This is a genomic window from Rhodococcus sp. T7, assembly GCF_009872365.1.
Lineage (GTDB): Bacteria > Actinomycetota > Actinomycetes > Mycobacteriales > Mycobacteriaceae > Rhodococcus_F.
Genome location: NZ_WXYH01000044.1, coordinates 66713 through 86799, shown reverse-complemented (window position 1 = coordinate 86799; position 20087 = coordinate 66713). Strand labels below are relative to the sequence as shown.

Below are 20087 nucleotides of genomic sequence, written 5' to 3'. Positions count from 1 at the left end.
GTCAGTCCTGTCCGGCGAAGCGGTTGGCGGGACGGGTGAAGCCGAGCCGTTCCCGGAGCAGTCCGCCGCCCGGGGCCGGGTCGTCCGGGCGCAGCAGGGGCAGGACGCTGCCGGTGATGGCGTCCAGGCCGGACGGCAGCGCCAGCGGCCGGAGCGTGACGCCGTCGACGTCCCCGGTGGCCGCCACGTCCGTGATCAGCCGGGCCAGCCCCGGCGCGTCGCCGCGGTAGAGAACCGACGCCGGCTCGTGCCGGGCGCCGGACCAGTTCTCGAGTTGCGCGAGGTCACGTTCGGCGGCGTCGGCGGTCTCGGCGATCACCACCTCGACGTCGAGCAGGATCCACAGCGACGCGGGGTCGCGACCGGCCTCGGCCCCAGCACGTCGCACCCGGGCCGCGACGTCGCGTGCGGCGTCGACCGTGGGCGCGTCGACGCGGATCACGTCGGCGCGGGCGGCGGCGACCCGGGTGGAGTGCTCGTCCTGCGCAGCGATCACGATCAGCGACTGCCCCTGCGGGGACCGCGGCGTGATCGAGGGACCCTTCACGGAGAAGTGGTCTCCCTCGAAATCGATGTAGTGCAGCTTGTCCCGGTCGATGAAGCGGCCGGTGGCCACGTCGCGGATCTCGGCGTCGTCCTCCCAGCTGTCCCACAGCAGGCCGACCACCTCGATCGCGTCGGCCGCCTCCGCCCACAGGCTCTCGGTGTCCTGTGCGTCCTTGCGCCCGAACAGATCCGCCTGGACCTGACCGGAGGACACGTCCACCTGCCATCCGGCCCGGCCACCCGACGCGTGGTCGAGGCTGGCGATCGCCTTGGACACGTGGAACGGTTCGGTGTGCGTGACGGTCACCGTGGGGACGAGGCCGATGCGTTCGGTGGACGCGACGGCACGGGCGGTGATCGCCACGGCGTCCAGTTGCCCACGCTGATCGGCATGTCCGGTGGTGGCGATCGCGAAGGAATCGCCGACGAACGCGAGGTCGACTCCGGCCGAGTCGGCCTGCCCGATCAGGCCGGTCCAGTAGGCGGCGGTGAAAAGGTTTTCGGCGCGTGAGTCCTGGCGACGCCAGGACTGCGGATGAATCCCCGTGCCGTACAGATCGACGGCGACGAGGGGACGGTGTGGCTCAGGCATGAATCGATTCCTCCAGCTGTGCAGAACGTGGGCGCCCGACGGACCGGCCCGGGATGGCGTCGAGCAACTGCCGGGTGTAGTCGTGGCGCGGGTTGTCGAATATGTCTGCCGCGGTGCCTGATTCGACGATGCGGCCGGACCGCATCACCGCGACCGTGTCACTGATCTGCCGGACCACGGCGAGGTCGTGCGAGATGAAGAGATAACTCAGCCCGAGGTCGCGCTGCAGGCTCTCGAGCAGTCCGAGGATCTGCGCCTGCACCGAGACGTCCAGGGCCGACACCGGTTCGTCCAGCACCACGAGTTCGGGGCGCAGAGCGAGTGCACGGGCGATGGCGACCCGCTGACGTTGCCCGCCGGACAGCTCGGCCGGCCGACGTTCGAGGTAGGTGCGCGGCAACGCGACCTGTTCGAGCAGTTCGGCCACCCGCGCCGCCCGCTCCGCCCGGGTTCCGACACCGAACGCACCGAGCGGTTCCGCGACGATGTCCGCGATCGCCAGTTTGGGATCGAGGGAGGCGTACGGGTTCTGGTACACGATCTGCACCCGCCGGCGCAGGGCCCGCAGCGCGCCGCCGCGCAGGGCGGTGATGTCCCGGCCGTCGAACTCGACGCGGCCCGCGGTGGGAGACTCCAACCGGATCGCGATCCGGGCCACCGTGGACTTGCCCGACCCGGACTCCCCCACCAGCGACAGGGTGCGCCCGCGGGGAACCTCGAACGACACGTCCCGGACGGCGTCGATGGACGTGCGCCGGTCGATCCGGAACGTCCTGGACACCCCGGACACGCGCAGCAGGAAGTCGGGGCCGGCGCCGCCCGCCTCCTCGTCGCGGGTGCGTTCCTGCCCCACCGACAGGCTCGGTGCCGCGGCCAGCAGGGTGCGGGTGTACTCGTGCTGCGGGTTCTCGAGGATCTGACGGGTGGGGCCTGCCTCCACCACCTCGCCCTGGCTCATCACCACGATCCGGTCGGCCCGGTCGGCCGCGACACCCAGATCGTGCGTGATCAACAGGACCGCGGTGCCGGATTCGGCGATCCGCGCGTCGAGATGATCGAGGATCCGGCGCTGCACCGTGACGTCGAGGGCGCTGGTCGGCTCGTCGGCGATCACGAGTTCGGGACTGCACGCCAGCGCGATCCCGATCAGGACACGTTGCCGTTGCCCGCCGGACAGGTCCTGCGGGTACTGCCGCGACCGCACCTCGGGTTCGTCGATCCCGGCCTCGGCCAGAATGCGTACCGCCTCGATGCCCGCGGTCCTCCGGTCGGCGAGACCGTGGATCCGGAGCACCTCCGCCACCTGAGCGCCGACCCGCAGGACGGGGTTGAGCGACGTCGTCGGGTCCTGCGGAACGAGGCCGATCCGTGCGCCGCGGACGCGTTCGAGTGCGCGTTCCGACTTGGTGTCGAGACGCTCACCGTCGAACGTGACGGTGCCGGCGACGGCCCGCCCGGATCCGCTGAGCAGTCCGAGGATGGCGTGCGCCGTGGTGGATTTTCCGGAGCCGGACTCGCCGACCACGGCCACCACTTCCCCGCGCGAGACCGTGAGGTCGACGCCCTTGACGGCCACGACGGGTTCGCTCGCGCTCCCGTACGCCACCCGCAGTCCGGAGACCTGTAGTAGCGGAGTGTCGTTGGCGCTCATCGCACTTCCCTCTGTTCCAGTGCATGCCCGAGCCGGTGCGCCGACAGCACGACGGCCACGATCACCAGTCCGGGCAGGGTTGTCATCCACCACGCAGTGGCGAGGTAGTTCCGTCCCTCGGAGATCAGCGAGCCCCATTCCGGGGTGGGCGGCACCGCGCCGAATCCGAGGAAGCTCAGTGAAGACACCGCGAGGACCGCCATGCCGAACTCGACCGCCGCAAGGGCGACGACGGGGGCGTACGAGTTCCGCAGCACGTGGCGGCGCAGCACCGTGTGCCAGCGGACACCCGAGGCGAACGCGGCCTCGACGTACAACGACCTCCGCACCCGCAGCACCTCCGACCGCATCACGCGGGCGAAGTTCGCGATCAGCGACACTCCCACCGCGATCGCGACGTTGACCGTGCCGAATCCCAGTGCGGTCACCAGCGCCAGCGAGAGGAGTAGCGCGGGGATGGACAGCAGGACGTCGACGATCCGCATCAGGACGGCGTCCAGTGTGCCGCCGAGAGCGCCGGACAGTAGTCCGATCACCGAGCCGGCCACCAGCGCGATGCCCACCGCCAGCAGCGTTGCGGTCAGCGACAATCCGGCGCCGTGCACCACCCGGGTGTAGACGTCGCGGCCGATGTTGTCGGTGCCGAACCAATGCGCGGCACTCGGCGCCTGCAGTTTCTGCGCGGGCACCCCGACCAGGGGGTCACCGCTCGCGAACACCGACGGTGCCACCGCGAATCCGACCGCTCCGAGGAGCACCGCCGCCGAGGCGACGAGCACGAGGTTGCGACGCCACCACGCCACCACGCGGCGGCCGCGACCGTGCGGACGGGGCGCGGTCGCGGGAGGCGCTTCGACCGGCGGAGGGCCGTAACCCTCGGCCTCCTCGATCAGTTCCCTGGTGAGGATGTCAGACATGAACCTTCTCCTCTTCCTGCGCGACGGTGTCGGTGCGCTCGGAACTCCGCCTGCCCTCGACGATCCTGGGGTCGATCAGCGGGTAGAGCAGATCCACGGCGAGATTGACGAGGACGTAGACGAGGGAGCTCAGCACCACGATTCCCTGGACCACCGGAATGTCCTGGGCCATCACGGAAGTCTGGGTGAGCCGCCCCACCCCGGCGCGGGAGAACACCGTCTCGACGACGACCGATCCGGCCAGCAGATTGCCCACGAGCACGCCGGCGATGGTGAACGCGGGAATGCTCGACAGGCGCAGCGCGTGCCGGGTCTGGATCTGCCAGCGGGACGCCCCCTTCGCCCGCGCAGCTTCGATGAACGGCTGCCGCCACGTGGTCTGCAGACTCGCCGCGAGCACCTGGGCGATCACGGCCCCGGTCGGGAGCGCGAGTGTCACGGCGGGCAGCACCAGCGTCGCGACCCCCTGGTCGCCGAACGCGGGGAACGCCTTCAGCCGGAACGAGAACAGCTGCAGCAGGATCAGGCCCACCCAGAACGTCGGCACCGCGACACCGAGCGGGGGCAGGGAGAACAGCAGGTTCCGCACCCAGTGGATCCGCGTGTAGGTGGCGAGGAACGCGACCCCCGCCCCGAACACGACGGCGAGAATCAGCGCCGTGGACGCCAGCGCGAGTGTGCTGGGCACCGCGTTGCCGATGGCCTCGGTGACCGACTGGCCGGTGGCGATCGAGTACCCGAAGTCACCGCGGACGGCGTGACTCAGGGAATTCCAGTACTGCACCCACACCGGCTGGTCGAGCCCGTACCGTGCCTGCAGTTCCGCGACGGCGGCCGCGTCGACCGTCGTTCCGGTGGACGCCGAGTCGACGGCGATGCTCACCGGATCGGACGGCAGGAGGAACAGCACGGCGAACGACACGGTGAACGTCGCCCACAGGACGGCGATCGCCTGCAGCACGCGGAGTCCGAGGTAGCGAATCATGGGTCAGCGTCCGCTGATCCAGGTGTCGAAGAACTGGAGCCGGGCCGAGGCCTCGAACTTCAGGTCCTGCACGTTCGGGCCCGCCCCGATCGCCTGCGACAACTCCACCGTGGGGATCCACAGGCCGTTGTCGAGCACCTGCTGCTGGGCGTCGGCGACGAGCGTGCTCCGCGCAGCGGGATCGGTGGTGGCGAGCTGCTTCGCCAGCACGTCGTCGAGTGCGGGAATCTGGCCGCGGCTGTTCAGATTGCGGCCTTCGAGTCCGAACTGGGTGCGCAGGATGTCACCGTCGGCGCGGGTGCTGTTGTAATAGGTGGCGTCGAAGTCCTTGGAATTCTGGCGGGCGGTCGCTTCCGGAGTCGACACGAGGTCCAGCTGCAGGTCCACTCCCACCGCTCTGAGCTGCTGCTGCACCAATTCCAGGATGGCCTGGTTGCCGGCGAACACGGAGCTGAACAGCACGGGGAAGGCGAGCTTCTGACCACCCTTCTCACGGATGCCGTCGGCGCCGGGCACCCAGCCCGCCTGATCCAGGATCGACTTCGCCTTCTCCGGGTCGTACGTCACGTCCGGCAGTGCCACATAGCCCGGGGTACGGCTGGCCAGGGTGCTGGTGGCTGGCTTGAAGTTGGGGCCGAGCACGGTGTCGACCAGTTCCTGCCGGTTGATCGCCGGGACCAGCGCGCTGCGCACGGCGGGGTCGACCAGCGGTCCGCGGGTCACGTTGGGCTGGAAGCCGAACGGGGTTCCGGGATTCGACGTAGTGAGCACCTGCCCGCCCGCTCCTTCGATCTGCGGGGCGTCCTGCGGCAGCGCGTCGCTGATCGCGTCCAGCTGTCCCGAGGACAGGCTGCCGGTGCGGACACCCGATTCGGGGACGACGGTGAACTCGATGGTGTCGAGGTAGGCCTCACCGTCGTGGCCGAACACGTCGGAACCCCAGTTGTATCCGGCGCGCTTGGCGAGGGTGACCGACTTGTCCTGCTGGTAGTCGGCATACGTGAACGGCCCGGTACCCGAGATGCTGCCGGTGCACCGCTCTTCGGCGGACTTCGCGACGGACGCGTCGGACAGGATGCCGAGCTGCGGGGTGGACGACGCCTGGAGGAACTGCGCGTTGGGTGCGGCGAAGTCGACCTGTGCGGTCTGCAGGTCGATCACGGTGGTGCCGGTGTACCCGGTGAGGTAGCTGGCACCCAGTGCGGCCTTGGCTCCGGTGAGGGTGTTCACGATGGCGTCGAAGTTCTTCTTCACCGACTCCGCGGTGAAAGGTGTTCCGTCGCTGAACGTCACACCCTCCTTCAGGTGGAACGTGAAGGACGACGCGTCGGCGTCGGTGTCCCAGCTCTCGGCCAGCCACGGTTTCAGTTCGCCCGTCTCCGGGTCCTGGTCGGTGAGCGAGTCCACCACCTGGCGGGCCACGTAGATCGTCTGGTTGGTGCCCGACTGCGCGGGGTCGGCGCACGTGGGTGCCTGGGACAGGCCGTAGCGGAGGGTGCCGCCGGGCTGCGGCGGGCCCGCCTCCGCGGAGGAACTGCTGGAACCGCCACCGCACGCGGTGAGCGTCGTGGCCAGCACGGCGGCGGCGCCGATACCTGCCGCGATGCGGCCGCGGTGGAACGAGGACAAAGGCACTGATGGCACCGAGAACTCCGTGATCTCGAAGACGTGCCGTGCGCGCTGCCCGTCGAGTGGGCAGCGCTCACGCGCACAGAAAGGTGAGGGACACCGATCCGACGCGGATGCGGTGTGTAGAGCAGGAACCCCGGGTAGGTGTCGGGGTGTCAGGTCAGCTGTGACAGATCGAGGTGGACAGCCGGCAGAGATCGACATGCAAACGCCCCCAGGCGCTCACGAAGCCTTCGGTCAACATCGTTCCTCCATCGATCCCGGCGGTAGCACCCGCACCCGCAGGGCGGGGGGTTGCTGCGACGTCAACGAGCCAGGTCTCTCGGTCGCTCTGGATGGTCGTTACCGAGTGTAAGAGATCGCCGGTCGCCGCGCCACACGGCCCCCGCTACCCGACGGCCTGCCGGGGCGGGAGTTCCCGTCGCGACAGCGGCGGGCGGAGACCGAGATGCTCACGCAGGGTCGAGCCTTCGTATTCCGTTCGGTACGAACCGCGCTCCTGCAGTTCGGGCACGAGCAGGTCGACGATCTCGTCGAGCCCGGTGGGCACCAGATACGGAGAAACATTGAATCCGTCGGTGGCGCCGCTGCGAACCCACCGGGTGAGTTCGTCGGCGACCTGCCCGGGGGTGCCCGCGAATCCCGACCGTTGGGTCGTCGCGATCGCGACCTGCCGCAGCGACAGGTTCTGTGCCTCCGCCAGGGCCCGCCACTCGCGGGCGATGGCGAGCGGATCCTTTCCGTCGCGCGCGGCCCCGCGGGTGACGGAGATCGGCGCGGGCACCGGATCGAATTCGGGCAGTGGACCGTCCGGGTCGCGATCGGACAGATCACGACCCCATACCTGCCCGACCAGCGACAACGCCGTCTGCCCGGTGTACTGGCCTTCGAGGACCCAGCGGACCTTGTCCTCGACCTCGGACGCGTTCTCCGCGAGCACGATCTGGGTGCCCGGCAGAATCTTGATGTCGTCCTCGGGGCGTCCTGCGCGGCGCAGCCTGGCCCGGATGTCCTCGGCGAAGGCGAAGGCCTCGTCGAAATGGGTTCCGTGCCGGGAGAAGATCACGTCGGCGTGCGCGGCCGCGAAGTCCCGGCCTGCCGGTGAGTCGCCTGCCTGGAAGATGACGGGATGACCCTGGGCGCTGCGCGGCAGGGTGGGGGTGATCGTGACGTCGAATTGCGACGTGCGCCGCGGCACCTCCTGCACGCCACCCGTGGTTGCCCAGGACGGCGCGTCGGTGCTCGTCGCGACGGCGTCGTCGGCCCACCCGTCCCAGATCGCCCGGGCCGTGTCGAGGAACTGCCCGGCCCGCTCGTACCTGTCGGCGTGATCGAGGAAGCCGCCGCGCCGGAAGTTCTCACCGGTCCACGCGTTGTCCGTGGTGACGGCGTTCCAGCCGGCGCGGCCGCCGGACAGCAGGTCCAGCCCGGACAGCCGCCGGACGAGGTCGGCCGGTTCGTTGTAGGTGGTGTTCTGGGTGGCCACCAGCCCGATGTTCCGGGTGATGCCTGCCAGCGCCGCGAGTTGGGTGATCGCGTCCGGCCGGCCCACGATGTCGAGATCGAGGATCTTGCCTTCCTGTTCCCGCAGGCGCAGACCCTCACCCAGGAAGAAGGCGTCGAACAGGCCCCGCTCGGCGGTCTGCGCCACCCGTCGGAACGTTTCGAAGTCGATCTGCGATCCGCTGGTCGGATCGGACCAGATCGTCGTGTGGTTGACACCGTGGAAGAAGACACCGAAATGCACCTGGGCACCGGGTCGGGCGTACGAGTTGTCGGTCATGATCTCCACCACCTTTCAGCGAGAGGATTCTTCGAGGCGCTCGGCCCGGAATCGGTTGACGGGACGGTTGAGGCCGAGCGTGCTGCGCAGAGTCGAACCGGGAACGGGACGGTGGGCGACACCGGCGCGCAGGAGTGCCGGGATCACGTACCGCGCCAGCACCGGAAGGTCCTCGTCGACGACGGCGGGATGCAGGCGCACCCCGTCGACGTGCGAATCCAGTGCGCGCAGCAGATCCACCAGTCCGGTGGCCTCGCCCGCGAACGAGAGCCGCCCGCTCGGCGGGGCGGGAGTGGCTGCGCCGAGCGCCACGTCGAGTTCGGCGAACACGAGCGTCGCCCCGCCGTCCTTCGCCCGTCCTGCCGCGTCGGCGATGTCACCGGGTGTCGCCCCGGACACCAGCACCACGTCGACCTGGGACGGATCGGTCTGCCCGTCGATTCCGAACACCACCAGTTGCCCCTGCGGCGGTCGCGGCACGATCGCCGGACCCTTCACCGTGTACGTCTCACCCTGGAAGTCGATGTAGTGCAACCGGTCGCGGTCGACGAAGCGGCCGGTGGCGTAGTCGCGGATCACCGCGTCGTCCTCCCAGGAATCCCACAGGTCCCGGACCACGGCGATCGCGTCCCGCTCCTCCCGCGCGAGGTCGGCGGGTGCGGTGATCTCGGTCCGGTCCAGTGCCCTCGCGACCCGCGGGTCGGTGTCGCGTGCCGCGATCCAGCCGCCGCGGCCCCGCGACGCATAGTCGAGCGTCGCGAGTTGGGAGGACGTGTGAAACGGCTCGGCGTAGGTGGTGCCGACCACCGGTACGAGGCCGATCGTGCTGGTGGTCGCGGCCACGAACGCGGCGCGGTTCACCGCGTCGATCCGGCCGGCGGGTCCCCCGTCGGCGCCGGGCGGCAGCAGCGAATCGTCGAAGGAGGCGAACGTGAAACCGGCGTTCTCCGCCGCCGCGACCCGGTCCGCCACCGTTCGCCCGGTCAGCAACCGGTCGGGTGTGTGTGCGGCGCGCCGCCACGCCTCGGGATGCGTTCCCTCACTGTCGAGTTCGATGCCCAGATGCAGGCTCATGCCTGTCGCTCCTCTGTGTCGGCCGCGAGCGGGCGGCTCGGAATGGTCTCGCGCAGCGCGGGCGCCACCTCGGCCTGGAACAGCTCGAGGCTCTCGCGGTGCTGCTTGTCGCTGCCGACGCGGTCGGCGCTCAGGTGGATCACCTCGTGGCCGAACTGCTCGTGGTAGCGCTGCACCTTGTCGATCACCTGCTGTGGGCTGCCGATCAACGCGGAGCTGCGTTCGACGAAGTCCTCGAGGGTCTCGAACACCACCGGAAGGCCTGCCCTGCGGGCGAAGTCGAGCCGGGCGGCGTGAATCGGACGCCACACGTCGAGTGCGTCCTGCGAGTTCGGTGTGACGTAGAACCCGGCGGTCCCGGCGCCGACGAGGGCGTCGGCGGGATCGTGGCCGTAATGGGTCCACCGTTCCCGGTAGTGCCGGACGAGTTCGGCGTACGAGTCGATGGGGTACGTCACGTTCGCGGAGAAGATCGGATCCCCGTAGCGGGCCGCGAGATCCACCGACTCCTTGCTCGTCGCGCTGCCGTGCCAGATCCGGACCCGCGGCTGTAGCGGCCGGGGCAGGGCGACGGCGTGCTCGAGTGACGGGCGGAACGTGCCCTCCCAGGTGACGTCCTCGCTCTCCCACAACTTCCGGAACAGCTCGTACCCTTCGCGGTTGCGGTCCCACTGGTCGTCCGGTGTGACGTGGAACAGCTGTGCCTGCGCGGTGCCGTTTCCCTTGCCGATGATGAGTTGCAGCCGGCCACCCGACAGGTTGTCGAGCGTCGAGTAGTCCTCGAACGCACGGACCGGGTCGAGCAGGCTCAGCGTGGTCACCGCGGTCCACAACTGCAGGGTGGTGGTCCGCGCCGCGATGGCGCTGAGCACCACGGGCGGCGACGAGGAGAGGAAGGGATGTTCGTGGCGCTCGCCCACCGCGAAACCGTCGTACCCCAGTTGCTCCGCGAGGACGGCGGAGTCCACGACCTCCCGCAGCCTGGCCGCGGTGCCGATCTTCTCCCCGGTCACCGGATCCGGTTGGTGAGTGATCAGGCTCATCAGCAGAAACTTCATACGGACTCGTACTCCTTTGCGGCGCAGTCGGACGGCAGGGCGGTGTGCAGGACCTTCTCGAATCCGTGGATTCCGACGTCCTGCGGTGGGAGGGAGCGGTCGAACAGCGCCGTGTACCCCGCGGCCAGGTACAGGGCCACCGCCTCGGGCTGCCGCGGCCCGGTGGTGAGGAAGATGCGTGAGTAACCGGCCCGGACGATCTCGGCCTCGAGTTCCCGCAGCACGATGCGGCCGAGTCCGCGTCTGCGGTGCGAGGACGAGGTCCAGATCCGCTTGAGTTCCGCGGTCGTGTCGTCGTAGCGGCGGAAGGCCCCGCCCGCCACCGACATCCCGTCCTCGACCACGACGAGCAGCGCGCCCCCCGGTGCGGCGAACTCCTCCGCCGGATACGTGCTGAGGTCCTCGTACATCTGGTCCCGGGAGCGCCCGTACCGAGTGCTGTATTCGGTCGCCAGTTCTTCGAGCAGCGGCGCGGCCAGTGGATCGGTCTGATCGACGAAGACGGTCTGCACGGGGTCGGTCCTCTCGCTCACGGTTCCTCCTTGTCAGCTGGTCTTCGGGAGCCCGGGCGGGTTGACGACCGACGTCTTCACGGCCTCGTTCGCGATGTTCCAGCGGTCGAGAACCTCTGCGTACGTGCCGTTCTCGATCACGTGGTTGATGGCCTCGTTGACTGCGGTGATCAGCCCGTTGTCCTTCTTGGTGAGCACGGCGATCTCACCCTGGAGCGCGTCGCCCGCGCCCGAGAACGTTCCGGCGATCTCGGTCTCCCCGGCCTGTGCCACGTGGAACGACGACGACGGGTTGGGCCCGAAGTAGGCATCGATGCGGCCCGACGCGAGGGGCAGGTAGTAGTCGGTGGCGTTCTGGTAATAGGTGATGTCGGTGGGTTCGAGGCCGGCCGCGACGTTCTGCTCGCTCCACTTCACCAGCAGCGCTTCCTGATTGGTGCCGGAGGAGACCGCGATCTTCAGGCCCGCGACGTCCTTGGGTTCCTTGATCTGGATTCCGCTGTCCTTCTTCGTCTCGAACGCGACCGTGTCGAGGCGGTACGTCGAGAAGTCGTACTTCTCCTTCCGCTCCTCGGTGACGGTGACGTTGGAGATGAAGGCATCGGCCTCCCCCGAATCGATCCGGACGAAGTTCTGCGCCCAGTCCGCCGCCTGAAGGTCCACCTTCAGGCCAAGAACGTCGCCGATCAGGTACGCGAAGTCGGTCTCCGAGCCGATGAGCGTCTTGTCGTCGTCGGCGTAGAAGCGCAGCGGCGGGGCGGAACCGGCGCTGCCCGTCACGATGAGCGTGCCGCGGTCGCGGATCTGCGGGGGAACCTTCGCGGCGATCGACTCGACCTCGTCGGTGGTGATGCGATTCTGATCTGCGGTGAGGTTGTATCCGGTGGCGGAGGTCGGCCCCGCCCCCTCGTCCTCGACGTCGCCGCCACCGCACGCGGCGGCGAGCAGCGCGACGGTGGTGAGGGCCGAGGCCAGAATCTTCTTACGGAACCGTGCGGTGGACATGTGCGCCTTTCGGGGATCCACACCGGGGTGTGGAGGTCAGAGAACTCGGGAGAGGAATGCTTTGGTGCGGTCGTGCTGCGGGTCGTCGATGACCTGCGCGGGCGGGCCCTGCTCCACGACGACGCCGGCGTCCATGAAGACGGCCGTGTCGGCAACCTCCCGCGCGAAACCCACCTCGTGGGTGACGATGACGAGGGTGGCGCCGTCGCGTGCCAGTTGTTTGATGACGGCGAGGACCTCACCGACCAGTTCGGGGTCGAGGGCCGACGTGGGCTCGTCGAACAGGATCACGGCCGGACGCAACGCGAGGGCTCGGGCGATCGCGACCCGTTGCTGCTGGCCGCCGGACAGTTGCCGCGGGTACTCGTGGGCTTTGTCACCCACGCCGACCCGTTCCAGCAGGGCGATCGCCTCGGCCTCGACCTCGGTCCGGTCGCGGCCCTGCGCCGACACCGGTGCCTCGACCACGTTCTCCAGCACCGTGAGGTGCGGGAACAGGTTGAAGTTCTGGAACACGAATCCGATCCGGGACCGCTGCCTCAGGATGTCGCGTTCCCGCAGTTCGTGGAGTTTGTTCCCCTTGCGCCGGTAACCGATGAGGTCGCCGTCGATCCGGATGGTGCCCCGGTCGACCTTCTCCAGGTGGTTGAGCGTGCGCAGCAGCGTGGACTTGCCGGAACCCGACGGGCCCAGGATCACCGTCACCTCACCCTTGCGGACCAGCAGGTCCACACCCTGGAGGACTTCGAGTGCGCCGAAGGACTTGTGGACTCCGCGAACCTCCACCGCGAACTCCGCCTGCTGGGTGTCGGTGGTCATTTCGTGGCACCTCTCGGTACGGAGACACCGGCGTCGCGGATCTCGGCGAATTTCCGGGTGACCTTCTGCCACGGAGTCGGGGGCAGCGCCCGCGCCGATCCGCGCGCGTAGTGCCGCTCGACGTAGTACTGGCCGATCGACAGCAGCGTGGTCAGGATGATGTACCAGATGGTCGCGACCATCAGCAGCGGCACGACGCGACCGTTGCGGCCGAAGATCACCTGAACCTGGTAGAACAGTTCCGCGATCGCCATCGTTGACACGATCGACGTGCCCTTGAACAGGCTGATGACCTCGTTCGCGGCGTTCGGCAGGATGCCGCGCATCGCCTGGGGCAGAACGATCTTGAAGAACTGGCGACGACGCGGAATGCCCAGCGACTGCGCCGCCTCGATCTGCCCGTGGTCCACCGAGATGATGCCGGAGCGGATGATCTCGGCGGAATACGCGGCCTGGTGCAGCGCAAGACCGATGACGGCGGCGGTGAAGCCGCTGATGACGCCGTTGACCTCGAACGTGAAGAAGTCCGGTCCGAACGGAATGCCCAGCGACAGAGTCTGATACAGGTACGTGATGTTGAACCAGAACAGGAGTTGCACGATCAGTGGGATCGACCGGAACGCCCAGATGTATACCCAGGCGATCACCTGCAGCACCGGGTTGTGCGACAGTCTGCTGACCGCCAGCACCACACCGAGCGCGAATCCGAGGACCGTCCCCCAGAGTGTCAGCTTCACCGTCATCCACAGGGCCTGCAGCACGGACCCGGCGGTGAAGTACTTGGCGAACGTCGCCCAGTCCCATCCCGGGTTGGTGGCGAGGCCGTGGACGAACTGGGCGAGTAGCACCAGCACGGCGGCGCTGATCACCCAGCGCCACGGGTGCCACCGCCGCGCGACCTGCAGGGCGGCGTCCGCCGGCCGGTCACCGGCGCCGGAGGGTTCGGAATCGAGGGGCGCGACCGAACGCGCCCGGGCGGGGGCGCTCACACTTGCTCACCACTGGAAACAGACATCACTGAGGCGGCCTTTCACCTGGAAACGGGACGGGACGGGAGGCGGGCGCGTCTTCCGCGGGATGCGGGCGCGCGTCAGGCGCTCACCTGGCGTTTTACCCGGGGAGCGTGCTGTGAGACCTCGTCAACAGTGGCAGGAAGTGGTCCGGCACAGGTCGATGTGCCGTCTGCGCCACGCGGGGCGCGCGGGGTAATTCATGTGCTGCCTTCCATCGATCCCGGCGGTAGCACCCGCACCCGAATGATTCGGAAGGGTTGCTGCGACGTCAACGAGCCAGGTCTCTCGGTCGCTCTGGATGGTTGAAGCGAACACTAGCTGCATTCCCGGACGTCGTCAACACGGGGTATTTCCCTGCAACACAGGGGAAATGGTGCCGAGCGAACGCAAGAATCACCGTGCGTAGAAGTGCTGACAAGTGGCCGGGGATGCGGTTGGATGGAACGCGCAGTCACGTATCGCCACCGTCGCGCGACCCGGCTGCCGGGCCGTCCGCGGCCCTTGTAACGTCGCCTCGGTGACACCACTCGAAGTCATCGCGATCCTGGTTGCCGGCGTCGGCGCGGGCGCGATCAACGCCATCGTCGGCAGCGGCACGCTCATCACCTTCCCCACCCTGGTGGCATTCGGGTTCCCTCCGGTGACCGCCACGATGTCGAACGCGATCGGCCTGGTCGCCGGTGGCGTGTCCGGCACGTGGGGGTACCGGCGGGAGCTGGCCGGGCAGGGACCGCGGCTGCGGTGGCAGATCCCGGCGTCTCTGTGCGGTGCGGTACTCGGCTCGTGGCTGTTGCTGCACCTCCCCGAAACGGTGTTCGAACTCGTCGTCCCGGTGCTGCTGATCCTCGCCCTGATCCTGGTGGTGCTGCAGCCGAAGATCCAGGCCTGGGCGAAGCAGCGCGGCAGCCACGAGGCGGGCCTGAGCACCACGCGACTCACCCTGCTCACCGTCGGCACGTTCGCCGTCGGCGTGTACGGCGGATACTTCACCGCTGCGCAGGGCATTCTACTGATGGGTGTGATGGGCGCCATCCTGCCGGAGAGCCTGCAACGGATGAACGGCGCGAAGAATCTGCTGTCGCTCATCGTCAACGTCGTCGCGGCGACCGCCTACACGCTCGTGGCCTTCGACCGGATCAGCTGGGCGGCCGCCGGCCTCATCGCGGTGGGCTCGCTGATCGGAGGCGTCCTCGGGTCCCGCTACGGCCGCCGCCTGTCCCCCACCGCACTGCGGGGAACCATCGTCGTCGTCGGCCTCGTCGGCCTGTTCCGGCTGCTCGCATAGTCGCGCATGCACCCTCCCGCTCCCCCATACTGAGTTGGTGAGCAACGAAGTAGAGCACCCGGGCTGGACCTATCTCATGGACATGGACGGCGTTCTCGTCCACGAAGAGCATCTGGTCCCCGGGGCCGACCTGTTCCTGGCCGAACTCCGGGAGTCCGGTACCCCGTTCATCGTCCTGACCAACAATTCCATCAGGACGCCGCGCGATCTCCGCGCCCGGCTGCTCCGCACCGGGCTGGACATTCCCGAGGAATCGATCTGGACGTCCGCCCTCGCCACCGCGACGTTCCTGGCGAACCAGCGCCCCGGCGGCAGCGCCTACGTCGTCGGCGAATCCGGGCTCACCACCGCACTGCACGACATCGGATACGTCCTCACCGAGAACGATCCCGACTACGTGGTCCTCGGCGAGACCCGCACCTACTCGTTCGAGGCCATCACCACCGCAATTCGTTTGGTGGAGAGGGGTGCTCGCTTCATCGCCACCAACCCGGATCCCACCGGACCGTCGCGCGAGGGTTCGCTTCCGGCCACCGGATCCGTTGCGGCCCTGATCAGCCGGGCCACCGGCCGCGACCCGTACTACGTGGGCAAGCCGAATGCGCTGATGATGCGCTCGGCGCTGCGGGCCATCGGTGCGCACTCCGCGAACACACTGATGATCGGTGACCGCATGGACACCGACATCGTCTGCGGACTCGAGGCCGGGTTGCAGACCATCCTCGTCCTCACCGGAATCTCGACGCGGGATTCGGTGGAACTGTTCCCCTACCGCCCCACCGCGGTGCTCAAATCGGTCGCCGACCTCGTCGGCCGTACGTCGGATCCGTTCGGCAATGCGGCTTCGCCGCCCGTGAGTACTTATTAACCGCGGGACGTTAACAAGTACTCACGGGTGGCGGCAGCCAGTGATGCCCCGGAGGGAGGTTGCCTTGTACGTCCCGAACGTGATCCGGTTCCCGTCTTCGCCGGCGAACGTCACATCGTGCCGTCCGGGTTCGTCGACGTGAATGTCGAGGCGATCCATCCCGGCGTCGGTGGCGACCAAGCGGGCCGCCGCCAGCACCGCGGGCCAGTCGGCGTCGCGGACCGGGGTGTCGGACAGCAGCGCTCGCGTGGTGACGGACTGCCCCTCCGTGTACGCGTACGGCCCGGGGCAGCCGCCGCCCTGGCTCCGTTCGCGATGCCACCGCCACCGGACGTCCGGAGCGATCGCACCGACGGCTTCGCTGATCCGCACCAGCGCATCGGTGACGTGTCTCTCGGTGACGGCGAGCGTCGGCCTGGCGCTCAGGCTCTCGGCCGCCGCCGCGATCTCCTCGTCGCTGAAGTTGTACGGGTTGCCCGTCACGCCACCACATCCGCTCGTCAGGATCGCCGCGCCGATCACGGCGAATGTCTTCGTCAACCACCGGATCATCACCGAAGCGCCAGTTCCGGCAGACCCGCCGCGATCACGGCCATGTTGTAGCCGGACGCCCGTAGCTCACCGTTGTCGCTCGGCCGTGGGTACTCGCTGTGCCCGTTGGCATCTTCCCGCCGCACGCCGTCGGGGGTCGTCGCCTCCCGCACCGACAGTTGCTCGAGGTCGGTCTGCACCGGATCCGGTCCGAGCCGGCCGAAGCCGTCCGCCAGGGTGATCGGGTCGTCGTGCGCGCGCATCACGAACCCGTGGCCGGGCGCCAGTCCGAGGTCCGATTCGTCGTTCGCATCGAAGCCGGGCGAACCGTAGAACACGGCGTCGTCCACCGGCTGTCGCGGTCCGGCTTCCTGCAGGGCCAGGCCCTGGGTGTACGAACCGTACGAATGCCCGAGGGCGGTGATGTGCGGGTCGGGCGTCTGCGAGGCGACGTCGAGGCCCTCGTAGAACGAGGCGAGCCTCGGGGCCCCCGCGGTCGCGCGGTCGGACTGCCACGCGTCGAGGAGCCATCCACGCCCGACGTTCTGATCGATGAACGGGACGTCGTAATTGCCCGGACCGGTGGTGGTCGGCGGCTGATACCCGAGCCACGCGATCGTCGACACCGTGTCGTCGGTTCGGCCGGAAAGGTCCAGCTGCCGTTCGATTTCCGCCTTCAGCGCCGACGCCTCGTCGGTCATTCCGGCGAGGGAGCCGACGGTGGTGTCGATGCCCGGGGTGGTGACGGAGATGTGGTCGGCGGTGTCGGGGTCGCCGAGCGCGAAGGCGGCCATCGTCCGTTCACCCGACTGCAGGTCGAGCAGCATCAGCCTGCCGTCCGGGTGGTCGCGGACGAGCGCCTCGAGGTCGTCGAGGTCGCGCAGCTTCTGCTCGGCGTACCACAGCCTCGCGTCGTCGTCGGTGAATGCGCCACCGAATAGATTGTGGTCCAGCGCTTCCCGGAGGTGGTCACGTTCCAGCTCCCACCGCAACCGCTCGTCGGCGAATCGGCTCACGTTCGCCTCGTGCCGCACCGCGGACGGGATGCCGTCACGGTTCCCCACCCATTCGGGATGCAATTCAATCACCTCGCGCCGCTGTGCTTTGGGCAGGGCGTCCCAGTACTCGCGGTTGGCGAGCGGGGAGCCGTCCGATGGTGGGGCCGGGGCGGACAGTCCGCGACCCACCTCACCGGGTTCGACTCCGCCGTCGGCGGCCCGGTTCAGGACGGCCGCCGCGTCGGCGACGAGGTCTTCTGCCTGCAGGATCAACGCCCGGGCCGCGGCACGCAGTTCGGCGCGGAGTTCCTCGCGCCGTGCCGCGTCCGAGATGTCGCCCGGCGGTCCCAGTGCGTCGGCGACGTCCCCGTTGTCCGACAGGGCCATGCCGTGGGCGACAGCAGTGTCCCGGACGCCGTCGAGTTCCGTCTGCAGGTGCGTGACCGCGTCGAACAACTCGCGGGCCAACGATTCGACGACGGCGACCGCAGCCGCCTCAGTGCTCAGATCATCCGCGGCGATCCGGAACCGCAGGCGTGCGGCGTCCGCGGCGTCGTCCTCCCACGCCGGTAATCGGCCGATGTCGGTGAGACCGTCCTGCACGAACGCGATGGTCGCCGCCCGCTCGGACAGCGACCGTTGCACGGCCTGCAGCGCGCGGGTGTCCCACTCGGCTATGTCCCTCAGATTCACGATCCCCCCCAGGATGCATAATGCCCGTACCCTAGCGGATCGATCGCGTCCGCGGGAGTCCGATCTCGTCTCGACCGACACGAAGGATCGAAAATGAGCGGTTCCACCCACGTCGACACCGGTGCCCTGCGCGCAGCGGCCGGTCAGCTCGACGCCCTGTTCGACGATGCACTCTCACGGCTGAACCCCATCTACGCGGCCGTCGCCGACTCGGGGGCAGCGTGGCCGGAGGCGGCCGGCGCCGGGTTCGACCGGTTCACGTCCTACCTCGACGGCAGGCGGGAGTCGTTGCAGCGCACCCTGGCCGAGATGTCGGCGGCACTCGTCGAGTGCGCCCGCCGCTACGACATCCAGGACGCGGCTACCGCCGAGCGCCTCCACGCGGTCGCGCCCGCCACGAGCCTCGACCTCTAGACCCTCCGGGCTCGTGCGCCTTTCTGGTTGCTGGAACAACCAGAAAGGCGCACGGGCGCGAAGCGCTTAACCCAGTGCCTGCTCCAGGTCGGTCAGGAGGTCGGCGGTGTCTTCGAGTCCGACGGACAGCCGGACGACGCCGTCGGTGATGCCCACTGCCGCACGACCTTCCGGCCCCATTGCGCGGTGGGTTGTGGTGGCGGGGTGCGTGATGAGGGACTTGGAGTCGCCGAGGTTGTTGGAGATGTTGACCAGACGCAGGCCATCGAGGAGTTCGAATGCCCGCTTCTTCGCTTCGCTCTCGGACGCGTTCAGCGCGAAGGTGACGACGGTGCCGCCGCCGCTCATCTGCCGCTTGGCGAGGTCGTACTGGGGGTGCGACTCGAGGTACGGGTACTTGACCCAGTCGACGGCGGAGTGACCTTCGAGGAACTGGGCGATCTCCAGTGCCGAGCGGACGGAGTGCCGCACGCGGATCGGCATCGTCTCGAGTCCCTTGAGGAGCGTCCACGCGTTGAACGGGCTCAGTGCCGGACCGGTGTGGCGCATGAGGTTCTGGACGGGACCCTCGATGTAGTCCTTCGGCCCGAGGATCGCACCGCCGAGCACGCGGCCCTGACCGTCGATGTGCTTGGTGCCGGAGTAGACGACGATGTCGGCGCCCAGGTCCAGGCTGCGCTGCAGCAGCGGGGTCGCGAACACGTTGTCGAGCACGACCTTGGCGCCGGCGGCGTGTGCGAGTTCCGCCACCCGGGGCACGTCCACGAGTGTCTGCATGGGGTTCGACGGCGTCTCGAAGAATACCGCGGTGGTCGGCTCGGACAGAGCCTTCTCCCACTGGTCGAGGTCTTCACCGTCGACGAACACCGTCTCCACACCCCAGCGGGGCAGGATCTCGTTGCACACCACGAAGCAGGAGCCGAACAGGCTGCGCGCCGCGACGAGGCGGTCGCCGGCTTTGAGCAGCGCACCGAGGGCGGTGAACACCGCGGACATTCCGCTGGCGGTGGCGAAGCAGGCCTCCGCGCCCTCGATCAGGCGCAGCCGCTCCTCGAACATCTTGACGGTGGGGTTGCCGTACCGGGAGTAGACGAAGTGGTCGATGTCGCCGGTGAACGACGCCTCGGCCGCTCCCGCGCTCTCGAACACGAAACCGGAGTTCAGGAAGATCGCTTCGGACGTCTCTTCGAAGCCGGAACGGAGGGTTCCTCCGCGCACGCTGATCGTGCCCTGGCCGATGTCGTCCGGCAGCGCCTTCTGAAACGCGCCGCCTTGAGGAATTGCACTCACCACTGCCTCCACGGCAGGCCCAGAGCCCGCCAGCCGACCGCCCCACGATGACCGTCGGCGTCCAAGCCGCCTTCGAAACCGTCGAGCACGTTGTACGACGGGCCGATGCCCGCCGCTGTCGCGGCTTCCGCCGCACCGATGGACCGCTGGCCGGAGCGACACAGGAAGATCACCGGGGCGTTATCGCCGCCCGCGATCCCGGCCTCCTTCAGCTGGTCCACGAAGTTGTCGTTACGACTGCCCGTCGGGTAGCTGACCCATTCGATCAGCACGGTCTTCCGCCCGAGGGAGGTCGTGTCGGGGACTCCGACGTATTTCCACTCGGCGTCCGTCCGCACGTCCACCAGCACAGCGTCGGGATGGTCGCGGAGCAGCTCCCAGGCATGCTCCGGCGTTATGTCGCCTGCGTAACTCACCATGTCAG

The 20087-nt window shown here is 68.6% G+C and carries 21 protein-coding genes and 2 riboswitches; of the genes, 3 read left to right on the top strand and 18 right to left on the bottom strand.

Annotated elements, in window-relative coordinates:
* Position 1: 1 nt before the first annotated feature.
* The 14 genes from MLGJGCBP_RS06795 to MLGJGCBP_RS54215 form a co-directional block, all read right to left on the bottom strand.
* The gene (locus tag MLGJGCBP_RS06795; RefSeq protein ID WP_160094529.1) at positions 2 to 1138 is read right to left on the bottom strand and encodes an LLM class flavin-dependent oxidoreductase; all 1137 of its coding nucleotides are present in this window, start codon (positions 1136 to 1138) and stop codon (positions 2 to 4) included.
* Positions 1131 to 2789: a dipeptide ABC transporter ATP-binding protein gene (locus tag MLGJGCBP_RS06790; protein WP_160094528.1), complete on the bottom strand. Its 1659-nt coding sequence runs from the start codon at positions 2787 to 2789 to the stop codon at positions 1131 to 1133. The genes MLGJGCBP_RS06795 and MLGJGCBP_RS06790 overlap by 8 nt, the downstream gene beginning before the upstream one ends.
* Positions 2786 to 3706 (bottom strand): ABC transporter permease, encoded by a 921-nt coding sequence (locus MLGJGCBP_RS06785; protein WP_160094527.1) that lies wholly within the window; start codon positions 3704 to 3706, stop codon positions 2786 to 2788. Before MLGJGCBP_RS06785 ends, MLGJGCBP_RS06790 begins: the two co-directional genes overlap by 4 nt.
* Positions 3699 to 4691: an ABC transporter permease gene (locus MLGJGCBP_RS06780; protein ID WP_160094526.1), complete on the bottom strand. Its 993-nt coding sequence runs from the start codon at positions 4689 to 4691 to the stop codon at positions 3699 to 3701. Before MLGJGCBP_RS06780 ends, MLGJGCBP_RS06785 begins: the two co-directional genes overlap by 8 nt.
* 3 nt (positions 4692 to 4694) lie before the next feature.
* Positions 4695 to 6326 carry an ABC transporter substrate-binding protein gene (locus MLGJGCBP_RS06775; protein ID WP_160094552.1) on the bottom strand — a complete coding sequence of 544 codons (1632 nt, stop codon included), beginning with the start codon at positions 6324 to 6326 and terminating at the stop codon, positions 4695 to 4697.
* Positions 6327 to 6480: 154 nt separating this feature from the next.
* A complete protein-coding gene (locus tag MLGJGCBP_RS53690) occupies positions 6481 to 6564 on the bottom strand; it encodes a putative leader peptide (RefSeq protein WP_310794466.1) in 84 nt (27 codons plus the stop codon).
* Positions 6565 to 6568: 4 nt separating this feature from the next.
* Positions 6569 to 6662, bottom strand: a riboswitch (SAM riboswitch).
* A 46-nt stretch (positions 6663 to 6708) separates the two neighbouring features.
* The gene (locus MLGJGCBP_RS06770) at positions 6709 to 8103 is read right to left on the bottom strand and encodes an NtaA/DmoA family FMN-dependent monooxygenase (protein ID WP_160094525.1); all 1395 of its coding nucleotides are present in this window, start codon (positions 8101 to 8103) and stop codon (positions 6709 to 6711) included.
* A 15-nt stretch (positions 8104 to 8118) separates the two neighbouring features.
* Positions 8119 to 9177, bottom strand: a complete 1059-nt coding sequence (locus MLGJGCBP_RS06765; protein ID WP_160094524.1) for an LLM class flavin-dependent oxidoreductase — start codon at positions 9175 to 9177, stop codon at positions 8119 to 8121.
* Positions 9174 to 10235: an LLM class flavin-dependent oxidoreductase gene (locus MLGJGCBP_RS06760; RefSeq protein ID WP_160094523.1), complete on the bottom strand. Its 1062-nt coding sequence runs from the start codon at positions 10233 to 10235 to the stop codon at positions 9174 to 9176. The genes MLGJGCBP_RS06765 and MLGJGCBP_RS06760 overlap by 4 nt, the downstream gene beginning before the upstream one ends.
* A complete protein-coding gene (locus MLGJGCBP_RS06755) occupies positions 10232 to 10768 on the bottom strand; it encodes a GNAT family N-acetyltransferase (RefSeq protein WP_160094522.1) in 537 nt (178 codons plus the stop codon). Before MLGJGCBP_RS06755 ends, MLGJGCBP_RS06760 begins: the two co-directional genes overlap by 4 nt.
* 12 nt (positions 10769 to 10780) lie before the next feature.
* On the bottom strand, positions 10781 to 11752 hold the full coding sequence (locus MLGJGCBP_RS06750) for an ABC transporter substrate-binding protein (protein ID WP_160094521.1): 972 nt from the start codon (positions 11750 to 11752) through the stop codon (positions 10781 to 10783).
* A gap of 36 nt (positions 11753 to 11788) precedes the next feature.
* Complete coding sequence (locus MLGJGCBP_RS06745; RefSeq protein ID WP_087559021.1) at positions 11789 to 12571, bottom strand: amino acid ABC transporter ATP-binding protein; 783 nt, start codon at positions 12569 to 12571, stop codon at positions 11789 to 11791.
* The gene (locus tag MLGJGCBP_RS06740) at positions 12568 to 13560 is read right to left on the bottom strand and encodes an amino acid ABC transporter permease (RefSeq protein ID WP_160094520.1); all 993 of its coding nucleotides are present in this window, start codon (positions 13558 to 13560) and stop codon (positions 12568 to 12570) included. The genes MLGJGCBP_RS06745 and MLGJGCBP_RS06740 overlap by 4 nt, the downstream gene beginning before the upstream one ends.
* Positions 13561 to 13710: 150 nt before the next feature.
* Positions 13711 to 13785: a putative leader peptide gene (locus tag MLGJGCBP_RS54215; RefSeq protein ID WP_369426197.1), complete on the bottom strand. Its 75-nt coding sequence runs from the start codon at positions 13783 to 13785 to the stop codon at positions 13711 to 13713.
* 7 nt (positions 13786 to 13792) lie between these two features.
* Positions 13793 to 13889: riboswitch (SAM riboswitch) on the bottom strand.
* Between the two features lie 212 nt (positions 13890 to 14101).
* Between MLGJGCBP_RS54215 and MLGJGCBP_RS06735 the strand changes: the two genes are divergently transcribed.
* Positions 14102 to 14869 (top strand): sulfite exporter TauE/SafE family protein, encoded by a 768-nt coding sequence (locus MLGJGCBP_RS06735; RefSeq protein WP_087559023.1) that lies wholly within the window; start codon positions 14102 to 14104, stop codon positions 14867 to 14869.
* Positions 14870 to 14945: 76 nt separating this feature from the next.
* On the top strand, positions 14946 to 15737 hold the full coding sequence (locus MLGJGCBP_RS06730) for an HAD-IIA family hydrolase (RefSeq protein ID WP_160094551.1): 792 nt from the start codon (positions 14946 to 14948) through the stop codon (positions 15735 to 15737).
* Positions 15738 to 15758: 21 nt separating this feature from the next.
* Here the strand turns inward: MLGJGCBP_RS06730 and MLGJGCBP_RS06725 are convergent, their stop codons facing one another.
* Together MLGJGCBP_RS06725 and MLGJGCBP_RS06720 are read right to left on the bottom strand one after the other, a co-directional pair.
* Positions 15759 to 16277, bottom strand: coding sequence for an LppA family lipoprotein (locus MLGJGCBP_RS06725; protein WP_236580950.1), 519 nt, complete (start codon positions 16275 to 16277; stop codon positions 15759 to 15761).
* An 11-nt stretch (positions 16278 to 16288) separates the two neighbouring features.
* Positions 16289 to 17959: an alpha/beta hydrolase gene (locus tag MLGJGCBP_RS06720; protein WP_160094518.1), complete on the bottom strand. Its 1671-nt coding sequence runs from the start codon at positions 17957 to 17959 to the stop codon at positions 16289 to 16291.
* A 93-nt stretch (positions 17960 to 18052) separates the two neighbouring features.
* On the opposite strand from MLGJGCBP_RS06720, the gene MLGJGCBP_RS06715 reads away from it, so the two are divergent.
* Positions 18053 to 18373, top strand: coding sequence for a type VII secretion target (locus MLGJGCBP_RS06715; RefSeq protein WP_160094517.1), 321 nt, complete (start codon positions 18053 to 18055; stop codon positions 18371 to 18373).
* Positions 18374 to 18439: 66 nt separating this feature from the next.
* On the opposite strand, the gene MLGJGCBP_RS06710 is transcribed toward MLGJGCBP_RS06715, so the two are convergent.
* Together MLGJGCBP_RS06710 and MLGJGCBP_RS06705 are read right to left on the bottom strand one after the other, a co-directional pair.
* A complete protein-coding gene (locus tag MLGJGCBP_RS06710) occupies positions 18440 to 19663 on the bottom strand; it encodes an O-succinylhomoserine sulfhydrylase (protein WP_087559040.1) in 1224 nt (407 codons plus the stop codon).
* The gene (locus MLGJGCBP_RS06705; RefSeq protein WP_087559200.1) at positions 19660 to 20079 is read right to left on the bottom strand and encodes a rhodanese-like domain-containing protein; all 420 of its coding nucleotides are present in this window, start codon (positions 20077 to 20079) and stop codon (positions 19660 to 19662) included. The genes MLGJGCBP_RS06710 and MLGJGCBP_RS06705 overlap by 4 nt, the downstream gene beginning before the upstream one ends.
* Positions 20080 to 20087: the final 8 nt, after the last annotated feature.

Excerpts from the sequence above, each read along its gene's own strand:
- MLGJGCBP_RS06795 (WP_160094529.1), bottom strand. The coding sequence starts at position 1,138 with ATGCCTGAGCCACACCGTCCCCTCGTCGCCGTCGATCTGTACGGCACG.
- MLGJGCBP_RS06790 (WP_160094528.1), bottom strand. The coding sequence starts at position 2,789 with ATGAGCGCCAACGACACTCCGCTACTACAGGTCTCCGGACTGCGGGTG.
- MLGJGCBP_RS06785 (WP_160094527.1), bottom strand. The coding sequence starts at position 3,706 with ATGTCTGACATCCTCACCAGGGAACTGATCGAGGAGGCCGAGGGTTAC.
- MLGJGCBP_RS06780 (WP_160094526.1), bottom strand. The coding sequence starts at position 4,691 with ATGATTCGCTACCTCGGACTCCGCGTGCTGCAGGCGATCGCCGTCCTG.
- MLGJGCBP_RS53690 (WP_310794466.1), bottom strand. The coding sequence starts at position 6,564 with ATGTTGACCGAAGGCTTCGTGAGCGCCTGGGGGCGTTTGCATGTCGAT.
- MLGJGCBP_RS06770 (WP_160094525.1), bottom strand. The coding sequence starts at position 8,103 with ATGACCGACAACTCGTACGCCCGACCCGGTGCCCAGGTGCATTTCGGT.
- MLGJGCBP_RS06765 (WP_160094524.1), bottom strand. The coding sequence starts at position 9,177 with ATGAGCCTGCATCTGGGCATCGAACTCGACAGTGAGGGAACGCATCCC.
- MLGJGCBP_RS06760 (WP_160094523.1), bottom strand. The coding sequence starts at position 10,235 with ATGAAGTTTCTGCTGATGAGCCTGATCACTCACCAACCGGATCCGGTG.
- MLGJGCBP_RS06750 (WP_160094521.1), bottom strand. The coding sequence starts at position 11,752 with ATGTCCACCGCACGGTTCCGTAAGAAGATTCTGGCCTCGGCCCTCACC.
- MLGJGCBP_RS06745 (WP_087559021.1), bottom strand. The coding sequence starts at position 12,571 with ATGACCACCGACACCCAGCAGGCGGAGTTCGCGGTGGAGGTTCGCGGA.
- MLGJGCBP_RS06730 (WP_160094551.1), top strand. The coding sequence starts at position 14,946 with ATGGACATGGACGGCGTTCTCGTCCACGAAGAGCATCTGGTCCCCGGG.
- MLGJGCBP_RS06715 (WP_160094517.1), top strand. The coding sequence starts at position 18,053 with ATGAGCGGTTCCACCCACGTCGACACCGGTGCCCTGCGCGCAGCGGCC.